This is a genomic window from Vibrio sp. Vb1729, from assembly GCF_033338655.1.
GTDB classification, from domain to species: domain Bacteria; phylum Pseudomonadota; class Gammaproteobacteria; order Enterobacterales; family Vibrionaceae; genus Vibrio; species Vibrio alginolyticus.
Window position 1 is genome coordinate 10,441 of the sequence record NZ_JAWOTB010000033.1, and the last position, 20,240, is coordinate 30,680.

Sequence of the window (20,240 nt, forward strand, 5' to 3'; positions counted from 1 at the left end):
GTCCTTAGCTCAGCTGGATAGAGTACCTGGCTACGAACCAGGCGGTCGGAGGTTCGAATCCTCCAGGACGCGCCACTCATTGAAACAGCCTCGCAATTGCGAGGCTTTTTTGTATCTAGACATCTGGAATATGGCGTAGGATCACTAGAGCCTATGTTCCTCTTTTTTAAAAGCGAATATGTGCGTATCTAAGCAATTTGCTATCAAGCTTCTGTCGCATCGTGTGAAATCATCCTGATTATCCCTCCTATACACTGACTTCCATTTTTCATTTCAATTACTCTCATGTAGTCACTTTGTTTGTTATTTGTTTATTTATTGTTAATCTTGTTCATCTTTTTGTTTTTGTTGGTTTTTACTGCGTGAGTCCCGATTTGATTTTGAAATCTAAATCGCAGTTTTTATTTATGTCCTCCTTTACTCTGTTCGTAAGGTGATAGCGATTTGAAGTGATTATTTTGTCATGAACTGTGATCTGGGTAGTGAATAAATAATCATTTATCAGGATTACTACAAACCTTCCTTAAACAAAATTGACAAAATTTAACCAATCGAGATAATCCATGGGTCGGGATTTGACACTATTAAAGTCCTGCACGTTGTCAGGATGACAAAGAAAGGAAGCAACATGACTAATATAGGAAGCCTGCTAGTAGATGCGGCCACCCTGATGCTAACGGGGATGGCGGTCGTATTTATTTTCCTCACTATTCTTGTTTATCTCGTTCGGTTAATGTCGAAATTGGTACCAGAAGAAGTACCAGAGCCGATCGCAGCACCAAAAACAAACACTAATATTCAATCAACCTCTTCAGCTGTTAGTCCACAAGTAGTGGCGGCGATCTCGGCTGCGATTCATAAACATCGCGCCTCATTCGCGAAGTAGCCGAACTAGGATTAAAAAGGAGTTTAAGAGCATGTCTAAACCACTAGCTATTACTGATGTGGTCCTTCGTGATGCCCATCAATCACTATTTGCTACGCGTATGCGTATTGAGGATATGCTGCCTATCGCAGCTGAGTTGGATAAGGTTGGTTACTGGTCTCTAGAGACTTGGGGCGGTGCAACATTTGATTCTTGTATTCGATTCTTAGGAGAAGACCCTTGGGAGCGTTTACGTGAACTAAAAAAAGCGATGCCTAATACACCAATGCAAATGCTACTGCGTGGTCAAAACCTTTTAGGATACCGCCATTATGCCGACGACGTAGTAGAGAAGTTTGTTGAACGCGCGCATGCTAACGGCATGGATGTATTCCGTATTTTTGATGCAATGAATGACGTGCGAAACTTCCAGAAAGCCGTTAAAGCAACGGTTGATGTTGGTGCGCATGCTCAAGGTACGTTGTCTTACACTACGAGCCCAGTGCATAACGCAGACACTTGGGTTGACTTGGCAAAACGCCTAGAGGATTTAGGTTGTCACTCGCTGTGTATTAAAGATATGTCTGGCTTACTTAAGCCTTATGAAGCGGAAGAGCTTATCACGCGTATCAAAGCGTCTTGTGATGTGCCATTGGCACTTCATTGTCATGCAACAACGGGGCTGTCTACAGCAACAGCGGTAAAAGCAGTAGAAGCCGGTATTGATATTCTCGATACTGCGATTTCTTCAATGAGTTGTACTTACGGTCATACACCGACTGAAACGGTAGTCGCTATGCTAGAAGGCACCGAGCGAGATACCAATTTGAAACTCGAGCAACTGGAATCTATCGCCGCATATTTCCGTGAGGTACGTAAGAAGTATGCGAAGTGGGAAGGCCAGTTAAAAGGAGTCGATTCACGCATCCTGATTGCTCAAGTGCCTGGTGGTATGCTGACCAATATGGAAGGCCAGTTGAAAGAGCAGGGTGCTGCGGATCGCATTGATGAAGTATTAGAAGAGATCCCTCGTGTACGTGAAGATCTTGGTTTCATTCCATTGGTGACTCCAACTTCACAGATCGTCGGTACGCAAGCGGTGATTAACGTTCTTACTGGCGAGCGCTATAAGAGTATTACCAAGGAAACCGCTGGCCTATTGAAAGGTGAGTACGGTCAAGCGCCAGCCGAGTTAAATGCAGAACTGCAAGCGAAAGTGCTTGATGGTAAAGAGCCAATTACCTGTCGTCCTGCCGATTTACTTGAGCCTGAAATGGAGACGCTTACGGTTGATCTGATGGAGAAAGCGAAATCAGAAGGCATTAAGCTAGCAAGTGAGCGTGTTGATGACGTACTCACTTATGCACTTTTCCCTCAAGTTGGGCTTAAGTTCCTTAAGAATCGTGAAAACCCAGAAGCATTTGAGCCTGCACCAACGCTAGAAGCTGAGAAGCCTGCTGTACCTGTAGCTCAACCAGCAACTGGTGGTGTAGAAACTTATAGTGTACGTGTTGACGGGCAGGTGTATGAGGTGGAAGTTGGCCCTCAAGGTGAACTGACATCTGTTGCTCCTTCTAATGCACTGGCAAAATCGGCTACACCTAGCGCACCTTCTAATGCTTCAGCAGAAGCGGTACCTGCTCCTCTTGCAGGTAACATCTTCAAAGTGAATGTTCAGCCTGGTGCTGAGGTAGCTGAAGGCGATGTATTGCTCATCCTTGAAGCGATGAAAATGGAAACTGAAGTACGAGCGGCGCGTGGTGGTGTGGTTCAAGAGCTGAACGTTAAAGAAGGCGATGCTGTCACAGTAGGTGCGCCTCTGTTGAGCCTGGCGTAAGGGAGTATCATGGACGGATTGTTAACCCTTTGGGCAGAAACAGGGATCGCTAACTTCGAGTTCGGCCAAATCTGTATGATGCTGGTTGGTTGTAACTTGCTGTTTTTGGCAATTAAAAAAGGATTTGAACCTTTACTGTTATTGCCGATTGGTTTCGGTGCTATTTTGGCGAATATTCCAAATGCTGGCTTTACTGAGCCTGGTGGCTTGCTCTACTACGTTTACTACATTGGGATTGAATCGGGTGTGTTCCCGCTATTGATCTTCATGGGTGTGGGCGCGATGACTGACTTTGGTGCTTTGATCGCAAACCCAAAAACGTTGTGGTTAGGTGCGGCTGCGCAGTTTGGTATTTTTGCAACACTGTTTGGCGCTATTTTGCTCAACTATGTACCTGGCATGGAGTTCTCCATGGCAGATGCTTCGTCTATCGCGATCATCGGTGGTGCTGATGGGCCAACAGCGATTTTCTTAGCGAGTAAGCTCTCTCCAGATCTGCTAGGTGCGATTGCAGTCGCGGCATACAGCTATATGGCATTGGTGCCGATCATCCAGCCACCAATCATGAAAGCACTGACAACCAAGGAAGAGCGTCAAATCAAGATGGCTCAGCTTCGTCATGTTGGTAAATGGGAGAAAGTCATCTTCCCGCTTGCTGTATTACTGATGACGATTCTGTTCTTACCTTCAGCTACGCCATTGGTTGGTATGTTCTGTTTGGGTAACTTGATGCGTGAAGCTGGTGTGGTCGATCGTTTATCGAAAACTGCTCAAAATGAATTGATCAACATAGTGACTATCTTTTTAGGTCTTGGTGTTGGTTCTAAGCTGCAAGCTGAGCAGTTCTTGAACCTAGAAACGTTAGGTATCTTGGGGTTAGGCGCAGTTGCATTTAGTATCGGTACTGGTGCGGGCGTCCTGATGGCGAAACTGCTTAACAAGTTCTCGAAAGAAGACATCAACCCACTTATTGGTGCGGCTGGCGTTTCTGCGGTACCAATGGCCGCGCGAGTCGTAAACAAAGTTGGTTTACAAGCTAACCCGCAAAACTTTTTGTTAATGCATGCGATGGGACCAAACGTTGCTGGTGTGCTGGGTTCAGCCGTTGCGGCTGGTATATTGTTAGCACTTGTTGGTTAGACATTATTGAAAATGGAATGATCAACCAATTTACAAAATCACGATTAACTTAGGTTAACAAAATGGTTTATAGTCAAAGGGATGCTTTCGCATCCCTTTTTGTTTTCTTGCAGGGAATGGTTTATGGAACACAAACAGATCGTTATCACTGAGTTTGGTGATGCCAACGTACTCGCGATTCAACATGCTTCTACACCATCACCACAGCCTGGTGAAGTCTTAGTAAAAGTCGCTTTTTCAGGCGTAAATCCTATTGATGTCAAAACTCGAGCTGGGCTCGGTTGGGCAGCAGCGCAGAATAAGGATAATTTACCTTGGGTGCCAGGTTACGACATCTCAGGAAAAGTGATGTCTTGTGGAGAGGGGGCATCACGTTTTAATGAAGGTGATGAGGTGGCTGGATTTATTGGTTTCCCAGTTCGAGGCGGTGGTTACAGTCAATACATATGTGTTCCAGAAACTGAGTTAAGTCATGTTCCTAGCTCCGTAACTTTGGAGGCAGCTGCTGCATTACCGTTGGCGGGACAAACTGCGGCACAAGCTCTCAGTAAGGCTAATGTGACGGAAAACGATCGCGTACTTATCCTCGCTGGAGCCGGTGGTGTTGGACACCTCGCGGTACAAATTGCGATCGCGACGAAAGCGGAAGTCTTTACAACCTGCAGTGAACGAAATTTAGACTACCTTGCGACGCTCGGTGCTCATGCAGTGAACTATCAATTTGCACCAGTGTCAGAACGTGTTGAAGATGTTGATGTTTTGATTGATTTAGTAGGCGGAGATGCTGCGTTAGATGCGCTTAAATGCCTGAAAGATAATGCGAGAGTCATCACCGTTCCAACCATAACTGCTGAGCTGATTTGTGAAAAAGCCAAACTCCTAGGCTTTGAGGCTAGTGGCATGTTGGTTGAACCAGACCCTGCGCAGTTAGATACCTTGTTGTACATGGTCGGCGTTGGCTTACTGAAGACTGAAATTCAACAGGTTTATCCTATGAGTGATGTCATTGGTGCTCACCAGCAGGTCGAATCAGGAAGAACCAGAGGCAAGGTGTTGCTTGATATGACATGCTAGAAGCATTTAACACGAGTTTTGAAAGTTTAGCGCTTTGGTTTTCAGATTCAGCATTATGGGTGCTTTTCATGACCGGTTTTCTCAGTGCCACGTTGTTGCCTGGTGGTTCTGAAGCGGGCTTAGTTGCCACTCTCTCATTAAATCAATACTCCGTTTCTTCAATTGTTATGGTCGCTACTATCGGTAATACGCTTGGTGGCTTAACAAATTATTGGCTTGGCTTGTGGATTCCCAACAAAGCACAAGAGGAAAAGCACGGTCATACCGCATTAAAGTGGCTCTCTAAGTATGGCTATTGGGGGTTATTTTTTAGCTGGTTACCTGTAATAGGAGACCCGCTGTGTTTAGCCGCAGGGTGGCTAAGAATGAAGTTTCTGCCTTGCGTGATTTTAATATTTTTAGGAAAGGCTGCTAGGTATAGCTTACTTGCGGCCATCTATCTCGGATTATTTTAAGGAAAGTACATGAAGATGTTTTGGGTTGGCGCGTGTTCACTGTTGGTGATCACGGGCTGTGCATCAAATACGCCAGTTTCATCACTGCCGAAAGGGGTAACTTTCGTTGAGTCATCGAAAGCTGAAGAAGGCAAAGTTAAGATTCCATACCAAAAGTATAAACTCGATAATGGTTTAACGGTGATCTTAGCTCCTGAAGATTCTGACCCATTGGTCCATGTGGATGTGACTTACCATGTTGGTTCAGCTCGTGAAGAAGTGGGTAAGTCTGGTTTTGCGCATTTCTTTGAGCACATGATGTTCCAAGGTTCAGAGAACGTTGGTGACCAAGAGCACTTCAAAATCATCACGGAGGCTGGCGGCACATTAAATGGTACTACAAACCGCGATCGTACTAACTACTTTGAAACTGTCCCTGCTAACCAGCTCGAGAAAATGCTGTGGTTAGAGTCTGACCGTATGGGCTTTTTGTTGGATGCGGTTTCTCAACGCAAATTTGAAATTCAGCGTTCGACTGTAAAAAATGAGCGAGCTCAGCGTTACGATAATCGTCCTTATGGCTTAATTTGGGAGCGCATGTCCGAAGCGCTATATCCTGAAGGTCATCCGTATTCGTGGCAAACCATTGGTTATGTTGAAGATCTTGATCGTGTTGATGTGAACGACCTCAAAGCGTTTTTCTTGCGTTGGTATGGCCCAAACAATGCGACTATCACGATCGGTGGTGACTTAGACGTTGAACAAACTCTAGAGTGGGTAAATAAGTACTTCGGTTCGATTCCTCGTGGTCCTGAGGTTGAAAATGCGCCGAAACAACCTGCAAAACTGCAAGAAGATAAATACATCACTCTAGAAGATCGTATTCAACAACCTATGGTGATGATCGCGTGGCCAACAACCTACAATGGCGAAGAAAGCCAAGCGTCTCTCGATACATTATCAGAAGTATTGGGTGGCGGTACCAACAGCGTGCTCTATCAAGACCTAGTGAAGACTCAAAAAGCGGTCGATGCTGGTTCATTCCATGATTGTGCTGAACTGGCGTGTAACTTTTACGTTTACGCAATGGGTGATTCTGGAGACAAAGGCGACCTATCAAAACTGTACGACGAGCTTTTACAATCACTAAATCAGTTTGCGGAAAAAGGCGTGACAGAGGATCGCCTTGAGCAGTTGAAGGGTAAAGCGGAAGCGGATGCTATTTTTGCGCTAGAAAGCGTTAAAGGTAAAGTGACTCAGTTGGCTTCCAACGAGACATTTTTCGGCGATCCTGATCGTCTTGAGCAACAGCTTGAGCAAATCCGTGCAGTTACGCCGACTTCGGTAGAAAAAGCGTATACGGACTTTATTCAAGGTAAGAACAAAGTGACCCTAAGCGTGGTCCCAAAAGGAAAAACAGACCTTGTCGTAAAACCTGCGACCTTTGTGACGCCAAAGCGTACGCTGCCAGAATATGAGAAGATTTCCGATGACCAATTGGCGTATCGTCGTGCGACCGATAACTTCGATCGCTCAGTGCAACCGCCAGTAGGAGAACCAGTGAAAGCGACGATGCCAGAGCTGTACGAGTTACATTTCAAGAATGGCTCAGAGCTGCTTGGTGCAGTTAGCGATGAAACGCCGACGGTGATGATGCAATTTAGTCTACCTGCCGGGACACGTTTTGTTGAAAAGGGTAAAGAAGGTCTTGCCCAATTGACCGCTGCGATGTTGCAAGAAGGCACAACGAAACGCAGTGTCGAAGAGATTCAAGCTGAGCTTGATAAACTGGGTAGTGTTATCTCTGTTAATGCCACAGGTTATACAACAAACATCAGTGTTTCTGCTCTAGAAAAGAACTTAGAGCCGACGTTAAAAATTGTCGAAGAGATGTTGCTGTCTCCTGCATTTAATCAAGATGATTTCGAGCGTGTAAAAATGCAAGCGCTAGAAGGCCTGGTATATGAGCACCAAAATCCAAGTTGGATGGCGTCACAAGCGAGTCGCCAGGTGCTCTATGGGGATTCGGTTTTTGCTCGACCAAAAGACGGCACGCAAGCAGGTGTCAGTGCATTAACGTTGGATGATGTCCGTGAATTCTACTCGAAGCATTACACGCCACAAAGTGCGCAAATCGTCGTTGTTGGTGACATCAATAAACAGGAAATTGAGCAGCAACTGACGTTCTGGAAAAACTGGCAAGATGAAGCTGCGCCATTGTATGCACCGCAAAGCATTGCTGCATTAGGTGAGCAAAAGATCCATCTTGTTGATAAACCAGGAGCGCCGCAAAGTGTGGTCATGATGGTTCGTCAAGGTATGCCTTACGACGCAACGGGCGATTTTTACCTAAGCCAACTGACAAACTTCAACTTAGCTGGGAACTTCAATAGCCGCATTAACCAAAATCTACGTGAAGACAAGGGTTACACATACGGTGCTTACGGCTATTTCTCTGGTAATCCAGAAACAGGCTCGGTGGTTTTCACCGCGCAAGTACGAGCGGATGCAACGGTTGCTTCGATCATTGAGATGGAAAATGAGCTAAATGAATACTCGCAGTCAGGTATTACTGATGAAGAGATGAAATTTATGCGTCAAGCGGTCGGTCAAAAAGATGCACTGAAATATGAAACGCCAACACAAAAAGCGGAGCTCATCAGTGATATTCTTAAGTACAACCTCGATCATGATTACTTGCAGCAAAGAAACGCTATCGTAGAAAAAGTTGATAAGCAGACGTTGAATGCGCTGGCTCAGAAATGGTTTGATCCAAATGACTATCAAATTATCGTCGTTGGTGATGCTAAATCGTTGCGTCCTCAATTAGAAAAGTTGGGGAAAGACGTAGAAGAGCTTGAAATCATTCGATAGAGTACACATTTAATAGCGGAGAAACGTTTCTCCGCTATTCATCTAGATAAGCAACTTTTCGTGGGTTATTTATCTAGATGCATTAACTATCAATAACTTAGCTTACACTTGTGTTATGTAACAAGTGTCCTGCTCCCAATATAAGCGAACCTCATTTTGACTGATTTTGCTGCGCGACTAAAAAAAGTTGCATCAAACCCCGAAGTATTTAAGCAGTTTGGACGCGGTGTTGAGCGAGAAACTTTGCGCTATCGTCAGGATGGACATCTAGCTACAACTCCTCATCCTGAAGGGTTAGGCTCTGCGTTCACAAATCAATGGATCACAACGGATTTTTCGGAATCATTGTTAGAGTTCATTACGCCTGTGTCACATGCAATTCCAGAACTGATGGCACAGCTGAAAGATATCCATCATTTCACTCAAACCAAAATGGGTGAAGAGAAAATGTGGCCACTATCAATGCCTTGCTACGTAGGCTCAGAGGATGATATTCAGTTAGCCCAGTATGGCTCTTCGAATGCAGCGAAAATGAAAACGCTGTACCGAGAAGGCCTAAAGCGTCGCTATGGCAGCCTGATGCAAATTATTTCAGGTGTCCATTTTAACTTCTCGTTTCCTGAAACATTTTGGGATGCGCTCTATGGCGAGCAAGATGAACAAGCCCGCCAAGATGCTAAGTCTGATGCGTACTTTGCGTTGATCCGTAATTACTACCGCTTTGGCTGGATGATTCCCTACTTCTTTGGTGCATCACCAGCGTTATGTGGCTCTTTTATTCAAGGTCGTGAAACCGATCTGCCATTCGAGAAGATTGGCGGGACATTATATTTGCCGAAGTCGACGTCTTTGCGTTTGAGCGATCTTGGCTATACCAATAGTGCTCAAAGTGTGCTGAAAATTGGTTTTAACAGCATTGACCAATACCTCGATGGTTTGAGTGATGCGATTCGCCACCCATCAGAAGAGTTTGCGAAAATTGGGGTAAAAGTGGATGGTGAATACCGCCAGCTTAATTCCAATATCTTACAAATTGAGAATGAACTGTACGCTCCGATTCGTCCAAAACGTGTATCGAAAAGTGGTGAGAAGCCTTCAGATGCGTTACGACGCGGTGGTGTCGAATACATTGAAGTTCGTTCTCTAGATGTTAACCCATTCAGCGCAGTGGGCTTAAATGAAGAGCAAGTACGATTCTTGGATCTCTTCCTTACCTGGGCGGCCTTGTCAGACTCAGACCCTATGGATAACTGTGAATTAGAGTGTTGGCGCGATAACTGGAATAAAGTCATTGTTTCTGGCCGTGAAAAAGGTCTAATGCTGCAAATTGGTTGTCAAGGTGAACGTCTATCTCTACAAGATTGGGCACACCGAGTTTTCGTCGAGTTACGTCAAATAGCACAGCAAATGGATATGACCGCTGGTGGCAGTGCATACCAAGATGTGTGTAATCAACTCGAGACATGGATTGATAACCCAGAACTAACGATCTCTGGTCAACTATTAGAGCTAACGAAAGAGCTGGGTGGGCTAGGTAAAGTTGGTTGTACTCTTGGTATGAAGTACCGTGATGAAAACCTAGCTCACGGTTATCAGTACTACTCACAAGATACGATGGAAACGGAAGTAGCGTCGTCCGTGGAAAAACAAAAGCAAGCAGAGCAGAGTGACACGCTTTCTTTTGATGATTTTTTGGAAGATTACTTTGCTTACCTGAAGCAGTAATGACTAACTAAGGATTGGTGCGGTTGAACATTAAGTCGTCAGTAGTAGCGGTACTTGGAAGCGTGTTACTTGCAGGTTGTGCTACGGCACCGCCAAAGCAGCAGAATAACTTATGCGAGATATTCCGAGAGAAATCCGGTTGGTACGATGATGCCAAAGATATGGAAGATGAATGGGGGACCCCTATTCATGTCGCTATGGCCATCATTAAACAAGAAAGCAGCTTTCGGCACGATGCAAAACCACCTAAAGATTATTTGCTAGGGTTTATTCCTTGGGGACGAGTCAGCAGTGCGTATGGTTACGCTCAAGCTCAAGACCCTGCTTGGGAAGACTTCCAAGATGCCACAGGTCAGGGTGGCTCTCGTACCAACTTCGATGATTCTATGATGTTTGTCGGTTGGTATACTCATGAAACACGGCGTCAGCTAGGGATTTCATTATGGGATCCCTATAACCAGTATCTGGCTTATCATGAAGGGCGAGGTGGGTATAAGCGAGGTACTTATAATCGAAAGCCTAGTTTAATCAAAGTCGCTCGACGTGTTGAACAAACAGCGAAAACTTATGGCTGGCAGCTGAAGCAATGTCGTCAGGAATTAGAAGACAACAGCAGCTGGTTCTTTTAGCCCACAGTCAGTTCATGTGCTGTAGGGATGAATGACATTTATCCATTACCGAAAGGTACTGGAGTTACAATCAGGAGAGATGTAATGCCTTTACTCGATAGTTTTACCGTGGACCACACTCGTATGAATGCACCCGCTGTACGAGTGGCGAAAACCATGCAGACCCCAAAAGGGGATACGATTACTGTTTTCGACTTACGCTTTACTGCGCCAAACAAAGACATTCTTTCTGAAAAAGGTATTCACACCCTAGAGCACCTTTATGCAGGCTTTATGCGTAATCACCTAAACGATGATTCTGTTGAGATCATCGATATTTCGCCTATGGGTTGCCGCACAGGTTTTTACATGAGCCTGATTGGCACACCATCAGAGCAGCAAGTCGCAGATGCTTGGATTGCAGCAATGGAAGATGTGCTGAAGGTAGAAAGTCAGAATAAGATCCCTGAACTTAACGAATACCAATGCGGCACGGCAGCAATGCACTCTTTAAAAGAAGCACAACAGATCGCAAAGAACATTTTGGATGCTGGTGTTTCGGTGAACAAAAATGATGAACTTGCTTTGCCTGAGTCGATGTTAAAAGAGTTGCGCATCGACTAGGTGCTCATTAAGAAGCATATTGCCCAATAAGTAAAAAAGCCTGACATGAGTCAGGCTTTTCTTTTGGTTATTTGGATGTCGATTTTTTCTTCTTCGGATAAACACGAACGAGCTTGATTCGGTTCTCTTCAATCTCAACAAGTTCCATTGGGTGACCCGCTACTCTCACGCTTAAATGGCTCTCTGGAATATCTTCCAGGTGCTCCAAAATAAGACCGTTTAACGTTCTTGGGCCATCCGTTGGTAAATCCCATTTCAGGCCTTTGTTAATATCTCGAATATTGGTGCTGCCTTCAATAAGAAAGCTTCCGTCACCTTGAGGACTGATTTCATCAGAGAGGCTTGGAGAAATTGACGTCGTGAACTCACCAATGATCTCTTCCAGAATATCTTCAAGAGTGATTAGACCGATGATATCACCGTACTCATCCACGATCAGACCGATACGTTGCTTGTTGCGTTGGAATTTCAACATTTGCACGTTCAGTGGTGTGCCTTCTGGGATGTAATAGACCTCATCAGCAGCACGTAATAGCGTTTCTTTGTTGAATTCGTTCTTTTCCAACATCAGACGATAAGCTTCACGCAAGCGCAGCATACCAACCACTTCATCAATTTGGTCACGATAGAAAACTATGCGCCCATGTGGTGAGTGTGTTAGCTGGCGAACAATGGATTTCCAGTCGTCGTTAATATCAATACCGGTAATTTCATTGCGTGGGACCATAATGTCGTTCACGGTGACGTGCTCAAGATCTAAAATAGACACTAGCATGTCTTGGTGTCGGCGAGGGATCAAACCGCCAGCTTCATTTACCACCGTACGCAGCTCATCGGAGCTAAGATGATCTTCTGCTGAGTGATCCGCTCTTACACCAAGTAAGCGGATAAAGCCATTCGTAATAAAGTTAACAAGCATCACTAAAGGCGACAGTAACTTCATCAGTATGGTCAATAATATACTGCTCGCGTAGGACACACGTTCAGGGTAAAGCGCTGCAATTGTTTTAGGGGTAACCTCGGCAAAAACCAATACAACCATAGTTAGTGCACCGGTTGCGATAGCGACACCTAAATCACCATACAAACGCATACCAATAATGGTCGCGATAGCAGACGCGAGAATATTAACGAGGTTGTTGCCGATAAGAATAAGACCAATCAAACGATCTGGACGGTCTAATAGTCTTTCGACTCGCTTAGCACCCTTATGCCCGTTTTTGGCTAAGTGTTTTAAGCGATAACGATTCAGAGACATCATCCCTGTTTCTGAACCGGAAAAGTAACCTGATATGACGATAAGACACGCGAGTAGCGCAAACAAGATACCCGTAGAGATGTCGTCCAAAACGTTGCTGTTCCTTGTAAGTATTGGGTTATATAACGGTTGAGTAAGTCCGTTAAGTCAAAGAGTTAAGGCGTACTGTATTTTATCTAGCCTAAAATATAAAGGATAGGAGCCCTAGAGCTCCTTAATTCAAGATGATTTCTTTTACAAAGCGACTGCCAAAATATGCCAGAGTCAACAGTGTTGCTCCTGCAACAGCGAACCATGTGACTTTTCTACCACGCCAGCCTTTTTGATAGTGACCCCAAAGTAGTATTGAGTACACCACCCAAGCGATGAAAGAAAGAATGCCCTTATGTGCCTTACCTTGGGCAAACATATCCTGCACAAAGACAAAGCCAGTAATGAGCGTGGCAGTTAACAATAAGTTACCGATCAAAATAATTTTGAAGAGTTGACGCTCCACCATTAATAGAGGCGGCAGGTTTGGGTTAATCGCCAAAGATTTTTTTGCTTTCAGTTTGTGATCCAGCCAAGCCAACTGAAGCGCATAGAGTGCCCCGATAGTTAAAGTCGCGTATGAGAAGAGCGCAAATGAAATATGAATGAGTAGCTTAGGGTCATTCTCTAGGTGCTTTATAAACGTGCTTGGCAAAAATGTGGCAGCAGATAAATTGATGGCAGCAAAGCTATAAACGACAGGCAATAAAAACCACAGTCGGTTTTTCAACATAGCAAGGCTCATGACCAGAGAAATAATAAAACTGATCAAAGAAGCCACGTTGAGAATACTCAGGTTTTGACCTGAACCATCAAAGATCAGATCACTCAAAATCCACGCATGAAAAACAAGCGCACAGGCAGCACTAGCAAACACTGTTTTTGCTTTGATTCCTGACTGTTGTGAGAGTCCGGGTATGATGGTCGCAATCGCCAAGACATAAAGTATGGCGGCCGCGATGGCTATTAAGCTATCCATGAATCCTAAATATTATTGTGCACGATGGAGAAATTATACCTTGCATTACACTTTGGGGCTACGTTATATCCGACATCAATCGTGAGAGATGAGATATTGAAATTAATAAGTTACCGCACCATATATAAATAGAGACAAGAATAGGACAGCGGTACGGGTATGACTCAGACCTTGGCTAATGTATACTCACACTAATTAATCGCCATTTTAGCGAAGAGACAAAGATGTTTGAGAATTTAACGGATCGATTATCCAAAACGCTGAAAAATATCAGTGGTAAAGGTCGTCTGACCGAAGACAACATTAAAGAAACCCTACGTGAAGTCCGAATGGCTCTACTTGAAGCTGACGTTGCGCTTCCGGTCGTTCGTGAATTTGTGAACCGCGTTAAAGAAAAAGCGGTGGGCGTAGAAGTTTCTAAATCTCTGACTCCAGGTCAGGAATTTATCAAGATCGTTCAAACAGAACTTGAAGCCGTAATGGGTGAGTCGAATGAGGCGCTAAACCTTGCTGCTCAACCACCTGCTGTGCTTCTTATGGCTGGTCTACAAGGTGCGGGTAAAACCACATCGGTAGGTAAGTTATCTAAGCTTCTAAAAGAACGTGACAAGAAGAAAGTCTTGGTTGTGTCTGCCGACGTTTACCGTCCTGCGGCAATCAAGCAGCTTGAAACACTGGCATCAGACATCGGTGTTGACTTCTTCCCATCATCACCAGACCAAAAGCCTATTGATATCGCCAATGCAGCGATTGACCATGCGAAGAAAAAATTCTACGACGTATTGATTGTCGATACCGCAGGTCGTTTGGCAATTGATGAAGAGATGATGGGGGAGATCAAAGATCTTCACGCAGCTATCAACCCAGTAGAAACGCTATTTGTTGTTGACGCCATGACGGGTCAAGACGCAGCAAATACAGCAAAAGCCTTTGGCGATGCGCTACCTCTTACCGGTGTAGTTCTAACTAAGGTTGATGGTGATGCTCGTGGTGGTGCGGCACTTTCAGTACGCCATGTCACGGGCAAACCAATCAAATTCTTGGGTGTCGGTGAAAAAACTGACGCGCTAGAACCGTTCCACCCAGATCGTGTTGCTTCACGTATTCTTGGCATGGGTGACGTTCTGTCTTTGATTGAAGACCTACAACGCAACGTTGACCAAGAAAAGGCAGAAAAGTTAGCGAAGAAGTTCAAAGAGAAGAAAGGTTTCGACCTTGAAGATTTCCGTGAACAGCTAGGCCAGATGCAAAACATGGGCGGCATGATGGGGATGATGGATAAGCTTCCAGGAATGTCCCAGCTACCAGACAATGTGAAAGACAAAGTCGATGACAAGATGTTCAAACAGATGGAAGCGATCATCAGCTCCATGACAATGAAAGAACGTCAACGCCCAGAAATTATCAAGGGCTCGCGCAAGAAGCGTATCGCGGCTGGTTCTGGTGTGCAGGTTCAAGATGTAAACCGCTTACTAAAACAGTTCACCCAAATGCAGAAAATGATGAAAAAGATGCAAAAAGGTGGCATGAAAGGCATGATGCGCAACATGCAAGGCATGATGGGCGGCATGGGTGGCGGCGGTGGCTTCAACCCATTTGGTCGTTAATTAATCGATCACGCATAGATTCAGGGTGTTAGGTTCGTCACAAACTTTAAATTCAATTTATGTTGGTGAAAAAGTAACTAAACTCCTTGCATTGCTCCGGGAGAAGAGTAAAATTCCGGAGCTTTATTTTGGCACGAGACCCCAAACTGTTTAATTTCTTGAATGGTTTTTGGGGTTAATTTTATTTTTGAGAAAGCAAAGAGGACGACATGGTAACCATTCGTTTGGCACGTCACGGCGCTAAAAAGCGTCCATTTTATCAAATCGTAGTAGCGGACAGCCGCAACGCTGCAACTGGCCGTTTCATCGAGAAAGTTGGTTTCTTCAACCCAACTGCTAAAGGTCAAGAAGAAGGTCTACGTCTAGACCTAGACCGCGTTAACCACTGGGTTGGTCAAGGCGCGTCAGTATCTGACCGTGTTGCTAAGCTAGTTAAAGACGCTCAAAAAGCGGCTTAATTTTTTACTTGAAAAGTAGAAACTAGTTTATGTCGATGAAAGGTAAAGAAACAATGAGCAACGAAAAGATTGTTGTAGGCAAGTTTGGTGCTACTTACGGCATTCGTGGTTGGCTTAAGGTTTTTTCCTACACAGACAATGCTGAAAGCATTTTCGATTACAGCCCTTGGTACATTAACCAAAAGGGCAAGTGGGTTGAGTACAAAGTAGAAAGCTGGAAGCGCCATAACAAAGGTATGGTGGCTAAGCTGGAAGGCATGGATGTTCGTGAAGACGCGCATCTAATGACGAACTTTGAAATTGCTATTGACCCTGCGGTACTTCCTGAATTGTCAGAAGATGAGTTCTACTGGCGCGAATTGTTTGGGATGCAAGTTGTAACTACTAAAGGTTACGATCTAGGTGTTGTTACTGACATGCTAGAAACTGGCTCAAACGATGTTCTGGTTGTTAAAGCAAATCTTAAAGATGCTTTCGGGCAGAAGGAACGATTAATCCCGTTCCTTGAAGAGCAAGTGATCATTAATGTTGATCGCGAAGCTCAACGGATCGAAGTTGACTGGGATCCTGGATTCTAATCTCCAAAATTACAGAGCGAGATAAACATGTGGGTTGGCGTTATTAGCCTTTTTCCAGAAATGTTCCGTTCTGTTACTGATTTTGGAGTAACAGGTCAAGCGGTTAAAAAAGGTCTTTTGTCGATTGAAACTTGGAATCCTAGAGATTTCACTCACGACAAACATCGCACAGTCGATGACCGACCTTACGGTGGTGGCCCTGGTATGTTAATGATGGTTCAGCCTTTGCGCGATGCCATTCATACCGCGAAAGCAGCCTCACCGGGCAAGACGAAAGTCATCTACCTTTCTCCTCAAGGTCGCAAGCTCGACCAGAAAGGAGTGGAAGAACTGGCAACGAATGAGAACTTGCTTCTGATTTGTGGTCGTTATGAAGGGGTAGATGAGCGCATCATTCAATCTGAAGTCGACGAAGAATGGTCGATTGGTGATTTTGTGATGACGGGTGGTGAGATACCAGCCATGACGTTAATCGACGCTGTCTCTCGGTTTGTTCCGGGTGTACTAGGGGATTTCGCGTCAGCAGAAGAAGACTCTTTTGCAAATGGCTTGTTAGATTGCCCTCACTATACGCGTCCAGAAGTATTGGATGACAAAGAGGTACCAGCGGTACTGATGTCAGGCAATCACAAGGATATTCGTCAATGGCGACTCAAGCAGTCGTTGGGCCGTACTTGGCTAAGAAGACCAGAGCTCCTGGAAAACCTAGCTCTGACTGACGAACAGGAACAATTACTTGCTGAGTTTGTTAATGAGCATAAAGCCATTAAAGAACATAACGCAAAGTAACCTAATTTATTTAGTATCAGTTTATTCTAGGAATTTAAAAAATGAGTAACATCATCAAAGCTCTTGAAGAAGAGCAAATGAAATCAGACCTACCTAAATTTGCACCAGGTGACACTGTTGTAGTTCAAGTTAAGGTAAAAGAAGGTGACCGTGAGCGTCTACAGGCTTTCGAAGGCGTTGTAATCGCAATCCGTAACCGTGGTCTACACTCTGCTTTCACTGTACGTAAGATCTCTAACGGTGAAGGTGTTGAGCGTACGTTCCAAACACACTCTCCAATCGTTGATAGCATCGAAGTTAAACGCCGTGGTGCAGTACGTCGTGCCAAGTTGTACTACCTACGTGAGCGTTCTGGTAAGTCTGCTCGTATCAAAGAGAAACTTGCTAAGAAGTAATGCTATAACTAGCGTTCTCATCTTAAACGGAGTCCTTTTAGGGCTCCGTTTTTTTATTTGTGTAATTAGCTTGCTCGTTTCTTTTCTCCCGACCTGCACTGTCGATGCTCATGCACTGACGTACACTCCACGCCTCTACCTTGCTGTGAATAGATTCCTGATGCCGCTATGGCTCCTCGGAATGACAGGAAATGATGGTCAAAGATTATATAGCACTGAGGTTAAAATTCGTCATTCTGGACAGCGACGAAGGAGCGTGATTCAGATTCCCCAAGAAGGAACCTAGGGTATTCCTTTACCCTAGGTCTTAATTTAATACTGGTCTTCAGACCAGCCATCACTGTCGGACATATCGGGTGCGCCTGGGATGGTGTTTTCTTCATCTGCCCATTCACCAAAATCAATCATTTGGCATTGTTTACTGCAGAAAGGGCGATGAGGACTTTGTTCTCCCCATTCTACGTCGGCGCCACATTGTGGGCATTGAACGATGGTAACTTTAGACATAGTTGAGCGTCCCATTACTAATTGGTGTTAAAGGGTAGTATACCTAAACGAATTAAAGATGGCTTATTCAACGCGCTATTGCTGCTACGAAATTTTATCAAATATAAGCGCAATAAAGCGTTGAATTTTAGATTATGGAGGCGAGGCGTAGTGTCGTCTTAGCTGCAAACAGCAAGTTCAAATTCAATATCTTGTGTGCATGCTTGACCGTTTTCAAACGACATGAACTTGATCGCAAAGCGGTTTTTATGGCCTGAAATCATAGGATACACGCCATATTCCATTGGGATGTGAAGTCTTAGAATGTTGGCTTCATCAGCGTCACTTTGGAAGAAACCTGCACGACCGATTTGAGCTTTGAAATGTCCGGTCTCTCTAGTGAGCTTTAACCATAACGAAAGCGCATCAGATAAGGGCTTTAAGCTTGCTTGCCACTGTTGTGCATCACGCTTTTTACGTTCAATAGGTAGATGAAGCCAGTAGTGTAATGCTGGCAGATCAAAACAGCATGAACCACCCGGTAGATTAAAGCGTTGACGGATAGAGCTTAGGAAGCGATCTTCTTTTAATGCTTGGCCAAAACGTTCAGCACCCATTAGTTGGCTATGAACGACATCTATCTCTTGTAGCAAGGTATTTAATGCGTCTTGATCGACACCATTAACATTGAGCCAATGGCGGTACGACAGCCGTTGCTTCTCAAGATCTTTAGCCAGTTCACTTTTCAGTTGGATCTGTTCGAAGATTTCAACCATATCGAATAACGCACGAAAAAACAGTTGGTACTGGTGATTTTCGCTAAACCCAGAGGCCAAGTGAGCCTGACGCAGCAGAGACTCCACTCTTAGATAAATACGAGTTTTCTCATTTAACGGATGTTCAAATTTGTGCGTGGTCATCGACATAAGCCTTTGTGAGTTTCGTTCCTATTTTCGCAGATTTTTCTTACACATGGCTAGGTACTTTTCGTGCAAATCTGTGATTTGAAGCAAAAGATCTGGGTCACTTGGATTATTCTTAACCACATCGTCTGCAAGCGTGAGTCTTTGCTCTCTTGATGCTTGAGAGGCAAGGATAGCGCGAGCTTGTTCTTCATTCACATTGTCTCGTTTCATCGTGCGAGATATCTGTGTATTCGGTTCTACATCGACGACAAGAACTCGATCACACAAACTGTCTAGCTTGTTTTCTACGAGCAACGGCACCACAAGTAACGCATACTCTGAGGTGACTTGCTGCAAATCTTCGATCATCTTTTCACGAATTATCGGGTGCAACAGTGCGTTGAGCCATGCTTTTTCATCTGAGTTTGAAAAGATTTTCTCTCTCAGCTTTGCGCGATCTAAAGTTTGGTCTTCACGAACGATATCGTAACCAAAATGTTCAATAATCGCGTTTAGGCCGGGAGTGCCTGGCTCGACAACTTCTCTTGCTACAATGTCGGCATCGACGATATCGATTTTAAATTGTTGTTTGAACAGATTCGCGACGGTTGTTTTACCGCTAGCGATACCACCTGTTAAACCAATAACCAAAGCCATTTACACTCCTAGAACTGAAGTAAAGTACCAGTTTAAAATCTGGTCGCCCCAAATTAAGCTTATCCAACCAGCAATTGCTAAGTAAGGACCGAAAGGAAAAGCTTTTTCAATTCCCTGTTTTTGCAAGCGTAGTTGAATGATGCCAAATACGATGCCAACCACAGAAGAAAGTAGAATGATCATCGGCAGTGACTGCCAGCCCAGCCAAGCCCCTAGTGCTGCGAGTAGTTTAAAATCACCATATCCCATTCCCTCTTTACCAGTAAGTAGCTTAAAGCCCCAGTAAACGGACCAGAGACATAGGTAACCAGCAATAGCACCAATGACAGAATCTTGTAGAGTAACAGGACTTATTTCGACTAATGCTAAGGCAATGCCAGCCCAAGTTAATGGTAATGTTAATTGGTCAGGTAACAACATCGTATCGAGATCGATAAATGTTGCTGCGATTAAGATAAAAGTGAAAAAGAGTAGGGCAACGGTAAAGTAACTAAAACCAAAGTGGTAAGCGACAAAGCCTGAGCAGAACGCAGTGAGCAGTTCAATCAGTGGATAGCGTGCGCTAATGGCTGTCTGACAGTTGTGGCATTTGCCTTTTAAAAGTAGCCAGCTAATCACAGGGATGTTGTCTCGAATACGTATCGGCGTTGCGCACTTCTGACAGGAGGAGCGTGGGACGCTCAAGGTCAGCACTTCTTTAGGAGGTTCTATTTTGTATTCAGGAAATGACTCGGCACATTCGCGTCGCCATTCTAGTTCCATGATTTTAGGTAGTCGATAAATAACCACATTGAGGAAGCTACCCACGATCAGACCGAAGATGGTGGCAAACAGAACGAATAGCCAAGGGTAGTACTGGAATACTTCCATATTTGTCTCTTGAGCGATGAGTGAAATCAGCAAGATGCTGTTTTAAA

At 44.6% G+C, this 20,240-nt stretch carries 20 protein-coding genes; 14 read left to right on the forward strand and 6 right to left on the reverse strand.

Going from position 1 to position 20,240, the window contains the following annotated elements; genetic code table 11:
* Positions 1–628 precede the first annotated feature (628 nt).
* The 9 genes from R7E29_RS14765 (at position 629) to luxS (ending at position 11,181) form a co-directional block, all read left to right on the forward strand.
* Positions 629–886: an oxaloacetate decarboxylase subunit gamma gene (locus R7E29_RS14765; protein WP_005379932.1), complete on the forward strand. Its 258-nt coding sequence runs from the start codon at positions 629–631 to the stop codon at positions 884–886.
* 31 nt (positions 887–917) lie between these two features.
* Positions 918–2,702: a sodium-extruding oxaloacetate decarboxylase subunit alpha gene (oadA, locus tag R7E29_RS14770; RefSeq protein WP_017635927.1), complete on the forward strand. Its 1,785-nt coding sequence runs from the start codon at positions 918–920 to the stop codon at positions 2,700–2,702.
* A 9-nt stretch (positions 2,703–2,711) separates the two neighbouring features.
* Positions 2,712–3,842 (forward strand): sodium ion-translocating decarboxylase subunit beta, encoded by a 1,131-nt coding sequence (locus R7E29_RS14775; RefSeq protein ID WP_054576335.1) that lies wholly within the window; start codon positions 2,712–2,714, stop codon positions 3,840–3,842.
* 123 nt (positions 3,843–3,965) lie between these two features.
* The gene (locus R7E29_RS14780; protein ID WP_005385434.1) at positions 3,966–4,916 is read left to right on the forward strand and encodes an NADP-dependent oxidoreductase; all 951 of its coding nucleotides are present in this window, start codon (positions 3,966–3,968) and stop codon (positions 4,914–4,916) included.
* Positions 4,910–5,371 (forward strand): YqaA family protein, encoded by a 462-nt coding sequence (locus R7E29_RS14785; RefSeq protein ID WP_005379938.1) that lies wholly within the window; start codon positions 4,910–4,912, stop codon positions 5,369–5,371. The genes R7E29_RS14780 and R7E29_RS14785 overlap by 7 nt, the downstream gene beginning before the upstream one ends.
* Before the next feature lie 9 nt (positions 5,372–5,380).
* The gene (locus R7E29_RS14790; RefSeq protein ID WP_017635925.1) at positions 5,381–8,224 is read left to right on the forward strand and encodes a M16 family metallopeptidase; all 2,844 of its coding nucleotides are present in this window, start codon (positions 5,381–5,383) and stop codon (positions 8,222–8,224) included.
* Positions 8,225–8,380: 156 nt separating this feature from the next.
* Complete coding sequence (gene gshA / locus R7E29_RS14795; RefSeq protein ID WP_054576334.1) at positions 8,381–9,949, forward strand: glutamate--cysteine ligase; 1,569 nt, start codon at positions 8,381–8,383, stop codon at positions 9,947–9,949.
* 23 nt (positions 9,950–9,972) lie between these two features.
* Positions 9,973–10,578: a hypothetical protein gene (locus R7E29_RS14800; protein ID WP_005379943.1), complete on the forward strand. Its 606-nt coding sequence runs from the start codon at positions 9,973–9,975 to the stop codon at positions 10,576–10,578.
* Between the two features lie 84 nt (positions 10,579–10,662).
* Entirely contained in the window at positions 10,663–11,181 is a 519-nt protein-coding gene (gene luxS / locus R7E29_RS14805; protein ID WP_005379945.1) for an S-ribosylhomocysteine lyase, read from the forward strand.
* A gap of 67 nt (positions 11,182–11,248) precedes the next feature.
* Here the strand turns inward: luxS and R7E29_RS14810 are convergent, their stop codons facing one another.
* Positions 11,249–12,529 carry an HlyC/CorC family transporter gene (locus tag R7E29_RS14810; RefSeq protein ID WP_005379948.1) on the reverse strand — a complete coding sequence of 427 codons (1,281 nt, stop codon included), beginning with the start codon at positions 12,527–12,529 and terminating at the stop codon, positions 11,249–11,251.
* Between the two features lie 124 nt (positions 12,530–12,653).
* On the reverse strand, positions 12,654–13,448 hold the full coding sequence (locus R7E29_RS14815) for an inner membrane protein YpjD (RefSeq protein ID WP_005379950.1): 795 nt from the start codon (positions 13,446–13,448) through the stop codon (positions 12,654–12,656).
* Positions 13,449–13,672: 224 nt separating this feature from the next.
* Between R7E29_RS14815 and ffh the strand changes: the two genes are divergently transcribed.
* From ffh to rplS, 5 genes are all read left to right on the forward strand, one after another.
* A complete protein-coding gene (gene ffh / locus R7E29_RS14820) occupies positions 13,673–15,055 on the forward strand; it encodes a signal recognition particle protein (protein ID WP_005385423.1) in 1,383 nt (460 codons plus the stop codon).
* Between the two features lie 209 nt (positions 15,056–15,264).
* Positions 15,265–15,513, forward strand: a complete 249-nt coding sequence (gene rpsP / locus R7E29_RS14825; protein ID WP_005379962.1) for a 30S ribosomal protein S16 — start codon at positions 15,265–15,267, stop codon at positions 15,511–15,513.
* Between the two features lie 29 nt (positions 15,514–15,542).
* Positions 15,543–16,091 carry a ribosome maturation factor RimM gene (gene rimM / locus R7E29_RS14830; RefSeq protein WP_005379964.1) on the forward strand — a complete coding sequence of 183 codons (549 nt, stop codon included), beginning with the start codon at positions 15,543–15,545 and terminating at the stop codon, positions 16,089–16,091.
* 27 nt (positions 16,092–16,118) lie between these two features.
* Positions 16,119–16,880 (forward strand): tRNA (guanosine(37)-N1)-methyltransferase TrmD, encoded by a 762-nt coding sequence (gene trmD, locus R7E29_RS14835; RefSeq protein ID WP_017635923.1) that lies wholly within the window; start codon positions 16,119–16,121, stop codon positions 16,878–16,880.
* A 41-nt stretch (positions 16,881–16,921) separates the two neighbouring features.
* A complete protein-coding gene (gene rplS, locus R7E29_RS14840; RefSeq protein WP_005379971.1) occupies positions 16,922–17,275 on the forward strand; it encodes a 50S ribosomal protein L19 in 354 nt (117 codons plus the stop codon).
* 312 nt (positions 17,276–17,587) lie between these two features.
* On the opposite strand, the gene yacG is transcribed toward rplS, so the two are convergent.
* From yacG to R7E29_RS14860, 4 genes are all read right to left on the reverse strand, one after another.
* Positions 17,588–17,782, reverse strand: a complete 195-nt coding sequence (yacG, locus tag R7E29_RS14845) for a DNA gyrase inhibitor YacG (protein ID WP_017635922.1) — start codon at positions 17,780–17,782, stop codon at positions 17,588–17,590.
* Between the two features lie 158 nt (positions 17,783–17,940).
* Complete coding sequence (gene zapD, locus R7E29_RS14850) at positions 17,941–18,681, reverse strand: cell division protein ZapD (RefSeq protein WP_054576333.1); 741 nt, start codon at positions 18,679–18,681, stop codon at positions 17,941–17,943.
* 27 nt (positions 18,682–18,708) lie between these two features.
* Entirely contained in the window at positions 18,709–19,323 is a 615-nt protein-coding gene (gene coaE, locus R7E29_RS14855; RefSeq protein WP_054576332.1) for a dephospho-CoA kinase, read from the reverse strand.
* Entirely contained in the window at positions 19,324–20,193 is an 870-nt protein-coding gene (locus R7E29_RS14860) for a prepilin peptidase (protein ID WP_054576331.1), read from the reverse strand.
* Positions 20,194–20,240: the final 47 nt, after the last annotated feature.

Coding starts and splice junctions, on each gene's coding strand:
- luxS (WP_005379945.1), top strand. CDS start 10,663: ATGCCTTTACTCGATAGTTTTACCGTGGACCACACTCGTATGAATGCA.
- rplS (WP_005379971.1), top strand. CDS start 16,922: ATGAGTAACATCATCAAAGCTCTTGAAGAAGAGCAAATGAAATCAGAC.
- zapD (WP_054576333.1), bottom strand. CDS start 18,681: ATGACCACGCACAAATTTGAACATCCGTTAAATGAGAAAACTCGTATT.
- R7E29_RS14775 (WP_054576335.1), top strand. CDS start 2,712: ATGGACGGATTGTTAACCCTTTGGGCAGAAACAGGGATCGCTAACTTC.
- R7E29_RS14860 (WP_054576331.1), bottom strand. CDS start 20,193: ATGGAAGTATTCCAGTACTACCCTTGGCTATTCGTTCTGTTTGCCACC.
- coaE (WP_054576332.1), bottom strand. CDS start 19,323: ATGGCTTTGGTTATTGGTTTAACAGGTGGTATCGCTAGCGGTAAAACA.
- rpsP (WP_005379962.1), top strand. CDS start 15,265: ATGGTAACCATTCGTTTGGCACGTCACGGCGCTAAAAAGCGTCCATTT.
- R7E29_RS14780 (WP_005385434.1), top strand. CDS start 3,966: ATGGAACACAAACAGATCGTTATCACTGAGTTTGGTGATGCCAACGTA.
- R7E29_RS14785 (WP_005379938.1), top strand. CDS start 4,910: ATGCTAGAAGCATTTAACACGAGTTTTGAAAGTTTAGCGCTTTGGTTT.
- ffh (WP_005385423.1), top strand. CDS start 13,673: ATGTTTGAGAATTTAACGGATCGATTATCCAAAACGCTGAAAAATATC.
- trmD (WP_017635923.1), top strand. CDS start 16,119: ATGTGGGTTGGCGTTATTAGCCTTTTTCCAGAAATGTTCCGTTCTGTT.
- oadA (WP_017635927.1), top strand. CDS start 918: ATGTCTAAACCACTAGCTATTACTGATGTGGTCCTTCGTGATGCCCAT.
- yacG (WP_017635922.1), bottom strand. CDS start 17,782: ATGTCTAAAGTTACCATCGTTCAATGCCCACAATGTGGCGCCGACGTA.
- R7E29_RS14790 (WP_017635925.1), top strand. CDS start 5,381: ATGAAGATGTTTTGGGTTGGCGCGTGTTCACTGTTGGTGATCACGGGC.
- R7E29_RS14765 (WP_005379932.1), top strand. CDS start 629: ATGACTAATATAGGAAGCCTGCTAGTAGATGCGGCCACCCTGATGCTA.
- R7E29_RS14815 (WP_005379950.1), bottom strand. CDS start 13,448: ATGGATAGCTTAATAGCCATCGCGGCCGCCATACTTTATGTCTTGGCG.
- rimM (WP_005379964.1), top strand. CDS start 15,543: ATGTCGATGAAAGGTAAAGAAACAATGAGCAACGAAAAGATTGTTGTA.